Genomic DNA, 11,647 nt, shown 5'->3' with positions numbered 1-11,647 from the left:
GGACACACCCGGACCCTACGGGCCGATCAACCACGCCACACCAACACCCCAGGACTGCCAAGCCATCAAAACGTCCCAGCCGGCCGGGGAACGAAAAACAAACGATCTACGAGACCTGACCAGTTACGTTCCGTGCTGCCCATTTGACTTCGAGTGCGTTTGTGGCGGACGCCGAGCTCGGGGCAGGCGTCGCACCAGGCGTGGGGAGCGGTCGTCGATCACGTCCGCACAGGATGTTGGTGGTGGACAGTCAGATGCCGAATGAGTTCCTCAGCGCCCCGATTGTCAGCGGGCTTCGCTGAGCCGGGACGCGCGCATGAGATCGAGTTGGTCGGCGCCGCGGGTCCCCGGGGCTGCCGTGTAGGTGACGATGCGCAGGTCGACGCCGGGCACGGTCAGCACGTCGCAGTCCAGGGTGACCTCACCCAGCTCGGGATGTCTGATCGTCTTCAGGTCCCCGGTCAGCTGCTCCATGCCCGCCACGGCCCACAGTTCACCGAAGAACGGCGAGACCGTGCGCAACCCGTCCACGAGCGCGGCCAGGTCCGGGTCGGCGGGGTAGCGCGCGACCGCTTCGCGCAGGTCCGCGACGATCGCGGTCTCGAACGCGTACGGTCCGGCCGCCGATGAGACGGGGCGCAGGTGCCAGCGACCCTCTCCCGTGCCGAAGAGGGCGCGGGCGAGGTTGCGTTCGGCGGGTGGCAGGCCGGCCGGGTCGCCGTGCAGAGCCGTCCACATGTCGTTCCACCACAGCAGGCTCCAGTCGGCGGCGAACACGCCGATCGGGAGGTCACTGAGGCGGTCGACGAGGCGGCGGATACTCGGCGGCACGTGGGTGCCGACGGTGTGGTCACGCGGGGCGAGCAGGCCGGCGGCGCGGAAGAGCTGGTCGCGTTCGGCCGCGGTGAGCCGCAGCGCGCGGGCGATGGCCGAGACCACCTGCGCGGACGGGTGGGTGGCCCGGCCCTGCTCCAAGCGCAGCACGTACTCGACGGACAGGCCGGCGAGCTCGGCGAGCTCCTCACGGCGCAGCCCGGGAGCGCGGCGGCGGGCCGACCGGGCGTAGCCGGCGTCGGCCGGGTCGAGGCGGTCACGCCAGCCGCGCAGCAAGGCCCCGAAGCTCAGGTCGCGCACTCCTCCATGGTGCCACCGGGCGTTTCCTGCACCACGGTCACCATCCGGGCGAGCGCGGCACGCATGTACCGGGTCCAGAGCAGCTTGAACGGCCCCGCGACGACCCAGCGGCGGCCAGGCAGCGGCCGGAAATCGTAGGTCCACCGGATCGACGTACCGGTGCCGTCGGGCAGGAACGACCACTCGCCACGCACCCCGGAGACCAGCTTGGCTAGCACGTTGGTGAACCCGCTCAGCTCATAGGCGAACCCGTGCCCCTCCACGACCTCGGCGAGCCGCTCGTCGGCCTTTGAGCCGTCGGTGAACCAGGTCTGGCGCGAGGTCCCCGGCCGGTCCCACGTACCGGTCTGGCCGCGCACCTCCGCCACACCGGGAAACGGCCCCCACGGCTTGAACACCTGAGCGAGATCGATCGGCACGATGACCCGGTAGGTGTGCGCGGGGCTGGACGTCGTATGGGCGAAGACAGTGATCGGAACACTCTTTTTCGTCATGCCACAAGCATCACGGGCCATGCCCGCCCGAGGCAGACACCTGCCAGTACATACCCTCGCGCAGCCCTCGACCCGAGTTCGCGTCCCAGCTTGTCGTTCAAGTGGGGAGTGTAAGAACAAACGGGGCTCACCTCAGTTCTACCTGGTCACCAGCCTGCCCGCCGAACAGGCCCACCCCCGCCACCTCGCCGCTCGGGCTCGTGGGCACTGGACGGTCGAGGCCGTCCACCACGTCCGCGACCGCGTGCTCGACGAGGACCGCCACGCCGTCCGCACCGGCAACGCCGCTCTCGCCTGGGCCATCGCCCGCGACACCGCGATCAACGCGCTACGCCTGACGGGCCACCAGAGCATCACCCAGGCCATGCGAGCCACCGCCCGCAGACCCGAACGCGTCCTCCAGATCATCAACCTGATCAGCGCAACCTGACTTTGACGGCGCCCTGGGGCTCAGGCCGACCATGATCCGCATGGTTGTCGACTTGCCGGGCCCGTTGGGGTCGAGGAAGCCAGTCACGCGGCCCGGTCGGGCGGTGAACGAGACGTCGTTGACGGCGGTCACGCCGCGATAGCTCTTGGTCAGGTGGTCAACAGTGATCATGACCGGAAGCCTCGCCGCGACCGGCCTTCCGGCACATCGGCGTCGAGGCCGGACCCGCCTCTGTCATTGGGGGGAGCGGCGTCTCGTTCTTTCGGTGGGTCTCCGACGCCTGGGTTGTCTCTAGGCTGGGTGTGTGTTCACTACCGGCCTGCGCTCGCTCTGGGACGAGCCCCGCGCCGCGGACGCGCCCGAACGGGTGTGGCTCGACCGGGTGCTGGTCGGCGTGGTGATGGTGGCGGCGTTGCTCGAAGGAACCCTCCGAGAGGAGGTCACCTGGCGGCCGGTCATGACGATCGTGACGGTCGGACTTGCGCCGGTGCTGCTATGGCGGCGTACTCACCCGTTGGTCTGCGTCGTGGTGGGCTTCGGCACCGGGATGGCGTTAGGACTGGCGAGCTGGCTGGGCGGGACCCCAGGCGTGGGCCTAGACACGATGATCTACATCCTGGTGCTCGTCTATTCGCTGGTCCGCTGGGGCTCAGGGCGTCAGATCGTGATCGGGCTGCTGGTGGTTGCGGTCGCCGCGGTGTTCAGCTTTGCGACCGACTACACCGGGCCAGCCGAGCTCTTCGGCGGGTTGGCGGTCCTGGCGGCGGCGGCGGCGGGCGGAGCGGCGTTCCGCTACCGCGCCGAGAGTCGGCGCCGGGCGCTCGACCAGGTCCGCAGCCAGGAGCGCGTCGGTCTCGCGCGCGAGCTGCACGACTCGGTCGCCCACCACGTCTCGGCGATCACTCTGCAAGCGCAGGCTGGCATGACGATGGCCGCGAAGCGACCTGAAGCGGCGCTCGAGGCGCTTGCGATCATCGAGGGGGAAGCGTCGCGGACGCTGGCGGAGATGCGAGCGATGGTCCGGGTGCTGCGTGACGGAGCGCCGGCGGAGTACGATCCCCAGCCCGGCGTCGCCGACCTGGTGTTCCTCGCCCGCCGCGAACCGGACCCCGTCGTCGACGTGGAGTTGGCGGGTGATCTGGCCGGACTTCGGCCCCAGGTCGACGCCGCCGTGTACCGGATGGCGCAGGAGGCGCTGACCAACGCGCTGCGGCACGCCCGAAACGCCTCGCGTGTGGAGATCAGGGTCGTCGAGGGCGCAGGAAGGCTGCGGCTCCGCGTGACCGACGACGGCCAGATCGACCCGGCGCGGCCAGCGACCCACGGTTTCGGGCTGCTGGGGATGACCGAGCGCGTGCAGCTGCTCGGCGGCACGCTACGCGCTGGGCCGGCGCCCGAGGGCGGGTGGGCGGTCGACGCCGAGTTGCCGATGGAGTTGCCCCTATGACGACGCGCGTGCTGGTGGCAGACGACCAGGATCTGGTGCGCACCGGCCTGTCGATGATCCTTGACGCCCAGCCCGACATCGAGGTCGTCGGCCAAGCCGCCGACGGCAACGCCGCCGTCGAGCTGGCGCATCGGCTCCGCCCCGACGTGTGCCTGGTCGACATTCGGATGCCCGGGCTGGACGGCATCGAGGTGACCGAGCTCCTCGCAGGGCGGGGCGTCGCGGACCCCATCGCGGTGGTGGTGATCACGACGTTCGACCTGGACGAGTACGTCCACGGCGCGCTTCGGGCCGGAGCCCGAGGATTTCTCCTCAAGGATGCCGGGCCAGAGTTGCTGGTGCAGGCTGTCCATGCCGCCGCCGTCGGCGATGCCCTGATCGCGCCGAACATCACCCGCAGGCTGCTAGCGACCCTTGCCGCGGGGGCCTCATCGAAACGCCGTACCCAACCGATCGAGCCGCTCACCCAACGCGAGGAGGAGGTGCTGAAACTGGTCGCTGTCGGCCGCACGAACGCGGAGATCGCCGCCGAGCTGTTCATCAGCTTGACGACCGCCAAGACCCACGTCGCGAGCCTGCTGGCCAAGATCGGCGCCCGGAACAGGGTCGAGATCGCGATGTGGGCCTACGACACCGGCCGGGTGGGGCACTGAACCGAACCTGACGTACATGCACGACGACTGGTCCCGGCCGGGGGCGACCGAGGCCCACAACGAGCGCAGCGCCTTCGTCACCTTCTGTCCAGTGTAGGGACAGCGCGGCAGCGGGGGGTCAGCCGAAAGCACGAGAGAGAGACCATCTCATCGGCCAGGCGAACTCCGGCCTCCGGGCCGGTGTGCCCGCCGCCGGGCTCAGCGATCGTGGACGTACCGATCCTCACCGACGACGGAGCCCATGATGAGAACGCGTCAACCCACCACCACACTGGAAGACCAGCCGATCCCGGTCAGAGCCAAGCTCGCCGCGGCGTGGACCAGCTTCATGTTCCTGTACGCCTACGTGGACATTCTTAACTTCTTCACGCCCGGCGTCATCGAAGACATCCTCGACGGCAAGGTCTTCGAGTTCGACCTCTCCCAGACCTTTTCGACCACGGCGCTGACCCTAGTGGCCATCCCGATCATCATGGTCGTGCTGTCGATGACGCTGCCCGCCCGGGCGACCCGCATCACGAACCTCATCGTGGCCTCGCTCTACGTTCCCGTCACGGCATTCAACGCGGTGGGCGAGTCCTGGCTGTACTTCTACGGCCTTGGCATCGTACTGGAACTGATCCTACTCGCCCTCATCGTGCGGTACGCCTGGACCTGGCCCCGCACCGCACCGTCGGCGACCAGCCCGGACCGTGAAACCGTTCGCGCCCAGCAGCAAGCGTGAACCCAAGAACGGTCCCCGTCCTGTTCGGAGCCATCTGCCTCGGTGCCGCGGTGTGGGCCGGGTGACCGGGGAATCGGCGCGGGGTTGAGCGCGGCCGTCAGGCCGCTCGACTCCTGATCTTTCTGGTTCGGGAATGCGGTTCCTCTCGGGTGGGGGTTGGTGCGGGTTTCGTCTCCATTTCCGTGTCCGTGCCGGTGGCAGGTTCGGCTGCCAGTCATCCCTTCGCCACTGGGGCATGGAGCGTTGCGACCGCGGTCGGCGGGGGTCAATCAGAACAACGACCACGTCACCGGGGTGGGAGTCATGACCTGCACGGCCACGCCGCCGACCGGGAGCGGACCGCTCACGCCGTCGGGCGCAGCGCGCGGACCTCACCGTCGCGCAGCGCGCAGTAGACCAGCGTGAGCAGCTTGCGGGCCGCGGCCACCTTGCCGATGTTCGTGCCCCGGCGCCTCGATGGCGGCCCAGCGGACCAGGGTGGAGCCCTGCTTGGTGATGTGGCCGCGGTGCACGGTGGTGTCGGACTCGCGGTGACGCGGGGTCAGCCCCGCCCAGCTGGCCAGATGTGCCGGGCTGGGGAACCGGCTGACGTCGCCCGTCGTTGTCAGGGCTGCTTCCTGCCCTCCCCGGCGCCTCCCGGATCAGACTGCCCTCAGCTTCTACCCGGCTGCTGCGACAGCCAGGCGGCGGGGTCCTTCCACCCCCGCACGGTCACTCAGCGCTTCGTGGCGCACCGTCATGTCCCAGTGCACCTGGGAGACATCCAGCCGGCGTAGGAAGTCACGGACGACCGGCAGCGCGCCGAGCATCTTCTCGACGCTCGGCGGCCCGTAATCCACCACGGCCGTCACAGCCACGAACCGTTCCAGGCCCGCCACTCCAGGACCCGGCAGGCCCGACACGGAACAACCAAAACATCACGCGACAGGCCCACCGCACGCACGTGGGAAACACGGGGCTAGTGTGTGCAAGCCAGGGATGGTACCCATCGTGCTCGCGCAGGATCAGGCTTCTCACCAGCGTCTTTTCGTGAGTGAGGCTGACCCCGGGTCCGTACCCGCGTTGCACACAGCGCAGGCTCGGACGCAAGTACGCCGGCCACCAGCCAACCCCGTGCCACGTCGGCTAAATGATCGATTCCAAGGGTCAGTGGTCGGCAATCAGGGATCGGGTGATGGTCCGCCGGTGGCGAAGGAGCCCCACCATGCGCAGGCGGGTCCTGGACATAGTTGCGTCGCTCGCCGGGTAGCGTGACCGGATCATCTTGACCTGAAGTGTGGTTGAGGTTTCACGATGGTGCGGTGACTGATAACGGAATCACCCTGATCGACGCGTGGGAACTGCCCGAGGACCGGATCGAGGAGTCCATCGCACGCTGGCGGGAGCGTGTCGGACTCATCCACGCCGCCCCCGGTTTCCGAGATGCGCGGCTGCACCGCAGACTGTTTCCGGAGTCCCGGTTCGGCCTGGTCAATGTGGCGCACTGGGACAGCATCGAAGCCCGGGACGAGGCGCTGGCGAATCCCAGCTTCACCGCGTCGGCAGCCACCGCGACCAGCTATGCCACCGTGCACGGCGGCTGGTATGAGGTGGCGGCCGAATTTCTGGACGCGGGAACGCGGTGAAGGCGACCCGCTACCTGCAGGTGTGGCGGGAGGCCCGCAAGGAGGCCCTGTCGCCGGCCGAGCAGGCATCACCGCTGGCCCGCGGCCCTACGACCTGCGGCACGCCGCGGTGTCGGGCTGGCTGAACGCCGGCGTCCCCGTCACCCAGGCAGCCGCGTGGGCAGGCCACTCGGTGCGCGTCCTGCTCCTCGTCTACGCCCGCTGCATCGTCGGTCAGGACACGATCGCCAAACAGCGCATCGACGCCGCCCTGGCCGCGACCAATGGCACGGAGAGGCCATCGGTGACCGTCGAGGCTTCCCGAACTCAGCCACCACTCAGCCACAGACCCCCGGACACCGATGGACCCAGCCGCTCCCAGCCGGACACCCCGACTCCGCCGACCGAGCCGTTATCAGCCCCCGATCTTGGCCTCTGACCTGCGAAAACACCTGCCTTGTCAGGGGCGGGCGAGGTGGCGGGCGATGACCATCCGCTGGATCTGATTGGTGCCCTCGAAGATCTGCATGGCCTTCGTCTGCAATGATCGACACGTGTCGTGAGCTGCGGTGATGTCGGTCTGCTGGTGATGGCGGTTGCGCGTAGCCACGCCCTGTCCACAGCGGCGTGGAGGGAACCGCGGAGCCCGCGTGCCCGATCCGTCGTGCACCTCGCCGGGGCCGGCAGGAGGGCCGACGCGGCGAACGCCGTCAGAGCCGGGTGAGGTCGATGCGGACGGGGAAGGGGGCGGCCGCGTCGATGACGCCGGTGAAGACGTCAAAGGGGCCGGTAGGTTCCGCTTGTCGGGTCGAGGACGTGGGTGTGGGTGACGGGGACGCCGGCGGCGGGCTGCTCAACTCGCCAAGTAGTTAGGTGATGCCGGCTTTGGCGTACTGCTCGGCCTTGACGATCCGGTCGGTGGCCAGGTGATACGACATATCGCGGACGGCGGCGCAGGCAGGAGATCAGGTTCGTGTTCGGTGCCGGAGATCCTGCGCGTCGAGTCGGCGCCGGCTGGCGTGGGATGAGTGTCCGAGGGGGGACTCGAACCATTACCCCACCACCGGTCACCCTCTCCGATGACCTCGTCCTCGCAGGTCAGCGGGGGTACGACCGATGAACACACCGGTCGGCGAGCACGTTTCCGATCATACCGAAAGCCGGGCTACGACGGGTGCACTTCCGTCGGCGGCAGAGCCGGGAGCGGCAGCTCGCGGGGTGACCGTGATCATGGGCGGGGTTGTCGGCCTGAGCTTCCTGTTCGCCTTCGGCAACGTATGGCTGCTGGCGCTACGGCTCGGGGTACCCGCCTATGTGGCTCCACTGGTCGCGCCGTCGGTGGACCTGTCGGTGGTCGGCCTGCTCCTCGGGATCCGGCACCTGTCCGCGCACGGAGCCCGTCCTGAGCAGCTGCGTCCAGCTCGAAGGCTGCTGGTGTTCGCCAGCATGGTCACCCTCGCGTTGAACGTCTCCGAACCGATCATCACCGCGGAGTACGGCAAGGCCGCGTTCGACAGCGTCGGATGCTGGCTCCTCATCGGCTGGGCCCACGTCGGACCACCTCCTGCAAGCCATGCACGAACTCGGACGGGCCGAGCCGGACACGATGGCAGAACGGCCCAGTGCAGCGGTGGACGCGGCGGCACTCGAGGAAATCGGCGGCCTGGACAACGGGGGCGTCCAGGATCCGGCTATGGCGCCGGGACTGGGGAGAGGACCCTCGACATCGGCGGCTGCAGGAGTGGAACGGCCACACTGCGACGGTGAGGGTGCCGCTGACGGGCTGTCATCTGTGCCCGCACAGCGCAGGACTGACCAGAATCTGCGGGCCGTCACGGACGGTGTCCTGCTGCAGCGTGCACGGCGGAGGACACCCTCTACTGGGAGCAGCACCATCGGCCGATCTCCGCCGAGGTTCTCCGGCAGCGCCTGAAAGTCGGCTCGAAACGGGCGCGGAGTCTCGTGGTGCAGCTACGTGCCGACGCACACCGGACACTGGAAGAACACGCTGTCGAGGCCGACCTTCCAGCAAGCGACCATGGCCCACTCGATTCGGCAGACGCGGGTCAGGACCCGGCTAACGCTGTCGACCAGGTGCGGGAGGTGAACCGGCTCGGGTCGCGTCCGTTGGCCCAAGCCAGCTGACCGCTACAGTCAGCGCGCCGAACCAGCCGAGCATCGACTGGCCCCTGGGCTTCTCGTTGGGGGCCAACGCAGGAGACGAACGGGTTGTATGCGCCCGTGTGGCCGATCGGCGCGGTCGTGCTCGATCCCGCGACCGAGGCAGCGGCGGCGACGTTCGCTGCCCAAATCTCTCCCCCGGGCGCCTAAACCAACATCAACCCGGTCCGAGCTGTATCGGGACCGGTTGGTCCCGTACGACTGCGGCGACCTCGTCGACGGGGCTGCTCGGAGCGCCGGCCACTTGCTTCTATGCCAAATGCGGCGGAGCCGTGAGGGTGTGCTCACGTGCAGGCAGGGCGAGCTGGTAGAAAGTTCCCATGGCAGAGATCGTTGTGTTTCACTCCGTGTTGGGCGTGCGGAGTGGTGTGACAGAGGTCAGCGAGCGCATGCGTTTCGCCGGACACGTAGTCCATGTCCCTGATTTGTACAACGGAAAGGTCTTCGACGACTACCCGTCCGCTTTTCAGTGGATCGAGTCGATCGGCGGTGTCCCGGAGCTTGTGAACCGCACCCAGGCGGCGGTCGCGGGGATGTCCCGGGAGCTCGTCTACGTCGGGTTCTCCAACGGCGGCCTGTCCGCGGAACTGCTGGCGGCGACCCGTCCGGGCGCACGGGGGGCGGTGCTGATGCACGCGGCGGCTCCGCTGGCGGCGTTCGGAGCGTCCGAGTGGCCTGTTACCGTGCCGGTTCAGGTGCACTACGCCGTCGAGGACCCGTTCCGCCACGAGGACGCCCTCGATGCGTTCGGCGCCGCCGTCCGCGCTTCGGGCGCCGGGTACGACTTCTTCGAGTACGACGTTTCCGGGCATCTTTTCACCGACCCGAGCCTGCCCGACGAATATGACAAGGAGGCCACCGAGCTGATCACCGAGCGCATACTGGCATACCTGGAGCGGATCGACAGGGTCGGCTGAGCGACCTCGTACGGCGGCCTCCCCCCGGTCGCGTCCAAGGTGGCTTCCGGTCCTGTCGGCCGATGAGGCGGCCTGAGGCGCGGCGTCGATCCTACCCCCGGCCCGTTTCCTCAGGCAGCTCGGGGTACGCATATCCTCGAAATCCCAGGTATCGGTGCCGGCGAAGCATCTCGATGCCCGGGCCGAGGAGTGCTTCCCCCGGTCATCCCCAGGGCTGCGACAGAGTCGTGATCGGCGTGTCGGCTGGCATCACGGGCTGGTAGCGGCTATAGGTGGCGGGGCGGAACGGGACGACAACAGGCGGACGCGGCGCCCATGGGATGATCGAGCTTCCTACACCATGATCGTCCAAGAGTGGGGCCGCGTCCGTGCTTCAGTGTCGCCTATCCGCGCCCTGCTTGCGGGCCGGGCCGTCGAACAGGCCGCAGCGCTGCTCGAGGTGCTGGGCGCGGTGCCGGATCGGCGGCGGGCGCGGGGGCGTCGCTATGGGCCAGCGTCGGTGCTGGCGCTGTGGTTCACCGGTGTTCTGGCTGGTCAGCAGACATTCACCGCGGTCTGGGAGTGGGCAGCGGACCTGCCGGCGGAATCGCTGGCCGGGTTCGGGCTGACCCGCGGGGTCCCGTCCGAGCGCACGATCCGCCGCCTGGTCGCCGGCTGCGACCCGGCCGGGCTGGACGAGGCGCTCTCGGGCTGGATCGCCCGGGCCGGGGACGACACGGCGCCGGGGCTTCGGGGGCTGGCCTTCGAGGCAAGACGCTCAGGGGCGCCCGGTCGTTCACGGAGACGGGCACGATGATCCAGGAGGCGGTGGTCGAGGCGGTCTGGCACAACACCGGTGTCGCCGCCGGCCACCAGCGGGTCGTCGGCGGCGACGAGATCGCCGCGGTCGAGGCGCTGGCTGGCCGGCTCGATGCGACCGACGTGCTCGTCACCGCGGACTCGCTCCACCCCCACGAACGCCTCGCCCGGAAGATCCGCGCCAGGAGCGGCCACTGGCTCCTCGTGATCAAGCTGAACCAGCCCACCGTCCACGCGAACCTCACCCGGCTGCCCTGGGAGCAGGCCCCGGACCTGGTCACGATCACCGAGAAGGCCCACGGCCGGGTCGAGGTCCGCTCGTTGAAGGTCCTGACCGTCACCACGCCGAGGCTCGTCGGTTTCTGGGGCACGAAACAGGTCGTCGAACTACGCCGACGTACCCGACGCAAGAAGACCGTCACGTCGAAGCCGGCCTACTCCGAGGAGGTGTTCTACCTGGTCACCAGCCTGCCGCCGAGCAGGCCCACCCCCGCGACCTCGCTGCCCGCGCCCGCGGGCACTGGACCGTCGAGGCCGTCCACCACGTCCGCGACCGGGTCCTCGACGAGGCCCGCCACACCGCCCGCACCGGCAACGCCCCCTGGACTGGGCCATCGCCCGCGACACCGCCATCAGCGCGCTACGCCTCACCGGCCACAAGAGCATCGCCAAAGCCATGCGATCCACCGCCCGCCAACCCGAACGCGTCCTCCAGATCATCGCCCTGATCAGCGAAAAGAGACTTTGACGGCACCCTGGGTCATCCCGACATCGCCCTGTGGGCGGGCACGGCTGCCGCGTCTGACCAGCGGGCGTAGCGTCGACGCCCGTACAGCAGTGGTTCCGCGGCGTCTTCGCGGATGGTGACCTGGTGCACCGTTCCGAAGATCACGGTGTGGTCGCCGACCGCCACGGTGTGATCGATCAGACAGTCAGCGGTGGCGTGGACATCTGCGGTCAGATGCGGACCGTGGGCGCCCAGAGGCAGTCGCCAGTCGACGTGGTCGAACCGGTCATGTGCGCCGGAAGCGAAGAGCTCGGATACCCGACCGGCCTGCTCGTGCAGCAGGTTCAGCGCGAAGCCGCCCCGCTCGAGCGCCGCCGAGAGGGTGGGTCCGACGGTCCGCAGACAGACCAGCAGGGTGGCCGGACGGAGCGCGATGCTACAGAGGGAGCTGCAGGTCATCCCGCGCGGGAGCCCGTCGGAACCGAGTGTGGTGAGCACGCCGACGCCGGTGGGGAATCCGGCCATTAGGCTGCGCAGA

At 68.9% G+C, this 11,647-nt stretch carries 15 protein-coding genes and 2 pseudogenes; 10 read left to right on the top strand and 7 right to left on the bottom strand.

The window, feature by feature from the left end; translation table 11 throughout:
* Nucleotides 1-285: 285 nt before the first annotated feature.
* Together AC6EXY_RS25825 and AC6EXY_RS25820 are read right to left on the bottom strand one after the other, a co-directional pair.
* Nucleotides 286-1,134, bottom strand: coding sequence for a helix-turn-helix domain-containing protein (locus AC6EXY_RS25825; RefSeq protein ID WP_499818315.1), 849 nt, complete (start codon nucleotides 1,132-1,134; stop codon nucleotides 286-288).
* Nucleotides 1,122-1,628 carry an SRPBCC family protein gene (locus tag AC6EXY_RS25820; RefSeq protein ID WP_101832526.1) on the bottom strand — a complete coding sequence of 169 codons (507 nt, stop codon included), beginning with the start codon at nucleotides 1,626-1,628 and terminating at the stop codon, nucleotides 1,122-1,124. Before AC6EXY_RS25820 ends, AC6EXY_RS25825 begins: the two co-directional genes overlap by 13 nt.
* Between AC6EXY_RS25820 and AC6EXY_RS25815 the strand changes: the two genes are divergently transcribed.
* Nucleotides 1,627-2,058, top strand: coding sequence for a transposase (locus AC6EXY_RS25815; protein WP_341477236.1), 432 nt, complete (start codon nucleotides 1,627-1,629; stop codon nucleotides 2,056-2,058). The two genes, AC6EXY_RS25820 and AC6EXY_RS25815, sit on opposite strands and share 2 nt — an antisense overlap.
* Here AC6EXY_RS25815 and AC6EXY_RS25810 read toward each other — a convergent pair.
* Complete coding sequence (locus AC6EXY_RS25810) at nucleotides 1,957-2,229, bottom strand: ATP-binding cassette domain-containing protein (RefSeq protein ID WP_207770352.1); 273 nt, start codon at nucleotides 2,227-2,229, stop codon at nucleotides 1,957-1,959. The genes AC6EXY_RS25815 and AC6EXY_RS25810 overlap by 102 nt on opposite strands.
* Nucleotides 2,230-2,362: 133 nt before the next feature.
* On the opposite strand from AC6EXY_RS25810, the gene AC6EXY_RS25805 reads away from it, so the two are divergent.
* The 3 genes from AC6EXY_RS25805 to AC6EXY_RS25795 all read left to right on the top strand — a co-directional run bounded on the left by AC6EXY_RS25805 (nucleotide 2,363) and on the right by AC6EXY_RS25795 (nucleotide 4,882).
* On the top strand, nucleotides 2,363-3,505 hold the full coding sequence (locus tag AC6EXY_RS25805; protein WP_101832525.1) for a sensor histidine kinase: 1,143 nt from the start codon (nucleotides 2,363-2,365) through the stop codon (nucleotides 3,503-3,505).
* Nucleotides 3,502-4,158, top strand: coding sequence for a response regulator (locus AC6EXY_RS25800; protein ID WP_101832524.1), 657 nt, complete (start codon nucleotides 3,502-3,504; stop codon nucleotides 4,156-4,158). The genes AC6EXY_RS25805 and AC6EXY_RS25800 overlap by 4 nt, the downstream gene beginning before the upstream one ends.
* 241 nt (nucleotides 4,159-4,399) lie before the next feature.
* Nucleotides 4,400-4,882 carry a DUF6326 family protein gene (locus AC6EXY_RS25795; RefSeq protein WP_243407648.1) on the top strand — a complete coding sequence of 161 codons (483 nt, stop codon included), beginning with the start codon at nucleotides 4,400-4,402 and terminating at the stop codon, nucleotides 4,880-4,882.
* A gap of 371 nt (nucleotides 4,883-5,253) precedes the next feature.
* Here the strand turns inward: AC6EXY_RS25795 and AC6EXY_RS25790 are convergent, their stop codons facing one another.
* Together AC6EXY_RS25790 and AC6EXY_RS25785 are read right to left on the bottom strand one after the other, a co-directional pair.
* Complete coding sequence (locus AC6EXY_RS25790) at nucleotides 5,254-5,445, bottom strand: transposase (RefSeq protein ID WP_243407651.1); 192 nt, start codon at nucleotides 5,443-5,445, stop codon at nucleotides 5,254-5,256.
* A 96-nt stretch (nucleotides 5,446-5,541) separates the two neighbouring features.
* A complete protein-coding gene (locus tag AC6EXY_RS25785; protein ID WP_133150708.1) occupies nucleotides 5,542-5,739 on the bottom strand; it encodes a hypothetical protein in 198 nt (65 codons plus the stop codon).
* A gap of 444 nt (nucleotides 5,740-6,183) precedes the next feature.
* On the opposite strand from AC6EXY_RS25785, the gene AC6EXY_RS25780 reads away from it, so the two are divergent.
* On the top strand, nucleotides 6,184-6,507 hold the full coding sequence (locus AC6EXY_RS25780; protein WP_207770351.1) for an antibiotic biosynthesis monooxygenase family protein: 324 nt from the start codon (nucleotides 6,184-6,186) through the stop codon (nucleotides 6,505-6,507).
* A 109-nt stretch (nucleotides 6,508-6,616) separates the two neighbouring features.
* Nucleotides 6,617-6,925: a hypothetical protein gene (locus tag AC6EXY_RS25775; protein WP_499818316.1), complete on the top strand. Its 309-nt coding sequence runs from the start codon at nucleotides 6,617-6,619 to the stop codon at nucleotides 6,923-6,925.
* A 21-nt stretch (nucleotides 6,926-6,946) separates the two neighbouring features.
* Here the strand turns inward: AC6EXY_RS25775 and AC6EXY_RS25770 are convergent.
* Nucleotides 6,947-7,027: pseudogene (locus AC6EXY_RS25770) on the bottom strand (acyl-CoA dehydrogenase family protein); the annotation flags it as partial.
* A gap of 689 nt (nucleotides 7,028-7,716) precedes the next feature.
* Between AC6EXY_RS25770 and AC6EXY_RS25765 the strand changes: the two are divergent.
* From AC6EXY_RS25765 to AC6EXY_RS25750, 4 genes and pseudogenes are all read left to right on the top strand, one after another.
* Nucleotides 7,717-8,469, top strand: a pseudogene (locus AC6EXY_RS25765) (hypothetical protein); the annotation flags it as partial.
* Nucleotides 8,470-8,987: 518 nt separating this feature from the next.
* The gene (locus AC6EXY_RS25760) at nucleotides 8,988-9,584 is read left to right on the top strand and encodes a dienelactone hydrolase family protein (RefSeq protein WP_101836280.1); all 597 of its coding nucleotides are present in this window, start codon (nucleotides 8,988-8,990) and stop codon (nucleotides 9,582-9,584) included.
* Between the two features lie 376 nt (nucleotides 9,585-9,960).
* Nucleotides 9,961-10,380, top strand: a complete 420-nt coding sequence (locus AC6EXY_RS25755; protein WP_243408151.1) for a transposase family protein — start codon at nucleotides 9,961-9,963, stop codon at nucleotides 10,378-10,380.
* The gene (locus AC6EXY_RS25750) at nucleotides 10,377-11,249 is read left to right on the top strand and encodes a hypothetical protein (protein ID WP_243408152.1); all 873 of its coding nucleotides are present in this window, start codon (nucleotides 10,377-10,379) and stop codon (nucleotides 11,247-11,249) included. The genes AC6EXY_RS25755 and AC6EXY_RS25750 overlap by 4 nt, the downstream gene beginning before the upstream one ends.
* On the opposite strand, the gene AC6EXY_RS25745 is transcribed toward AC6EXY_RS25750, so the two are convergent.
* On the bottom strand, nucleotides 11,143-11,634 hold the full coding sequence (locus tag AC6EXY_RS25745) for a flavin reductase family protein (RefSeq protein ID WP_499842419.1): 492 nt from the start codon (nucleotides 11,632-11,634) through the stop codon (nucleotides 11,143-11,145). The two genes, AC6EXY_RS25750 and AC6EXY_RS25745, sit on opposite strands and share 107 nt — an antisense overlap.
* Nucleotides 11,635-11,647: the final 13 nt, after the last annotated feature.

It is taken from the genome of Frankia sp. RB5 (assembly GCF_059816245.1).
Note: the sequence above shows the minus strand (reverse complement) of the source record. Positions and strands in the feature narration are given on the sequence as shown.

Excerpts from the sequence above, each read along its gene's own strand:
- AC6EXY_RS25815 (WP_341477236.1), top strand. The coding sequence starts at position 1,627 with ATGCCACAAGCATCACGGGCCATGCCCGCCCGAGGCAGACACCTGCCA.
- AC6EXY_RS25820 (WP_101832526.1), bottom strand. The coding sequence starts at position 1,628 with ATGACGAAAAAGAGTGTTCCGATCACTGTCTTCGCCCATACGACGTCC.
- AC6EXY_RS25810 (WP_207770352.1), bottom strand. The coding sequence starts at position 2,229 with ATGATCACTGTTGACCACCTGACCAAGAGCTATCGCGGCGTGACCGCC.
- AC6EXY_RS25800 (WP_101832524.1), top strand. The coding sequence starts at position 3,502 with ATGACGACGCGCGTGCTGGTGGCAGACGACCAGGATCTGGTGCGCACC.
- AC6EXY_RS25795 (WP_243407648.1), top strand. The coding sequence starts at position 4,400 with ATGATGAGAACGCGTCAACCCACCACCACACTGGAAGACCAGCCGATC.
- AC6EXY_RS25760 (WP_101836280.1), top strand. The coding sequence starts at position 8,988 with ATGGCAGAGATCGTTGTGTTTCACTCCGTGTTGGGCGTGCGGAGTGGT.
- AC6EXY_RS25750 (WP_243408152.1), top strand. The coding sequence starts at position 10,377 with ATGATCCAGGAGGCGGTGGTCGAGGCGGTCTGGCACAACACCGGTGTC.
- AC6EXY_RS25745 (WP_499842419.1), bottom strand. The coding sequence starts at position 11,634 with ATGGCCGGATTCCCCACCGGCGTCGGCGTGCTCACCACACTCGGTTCC.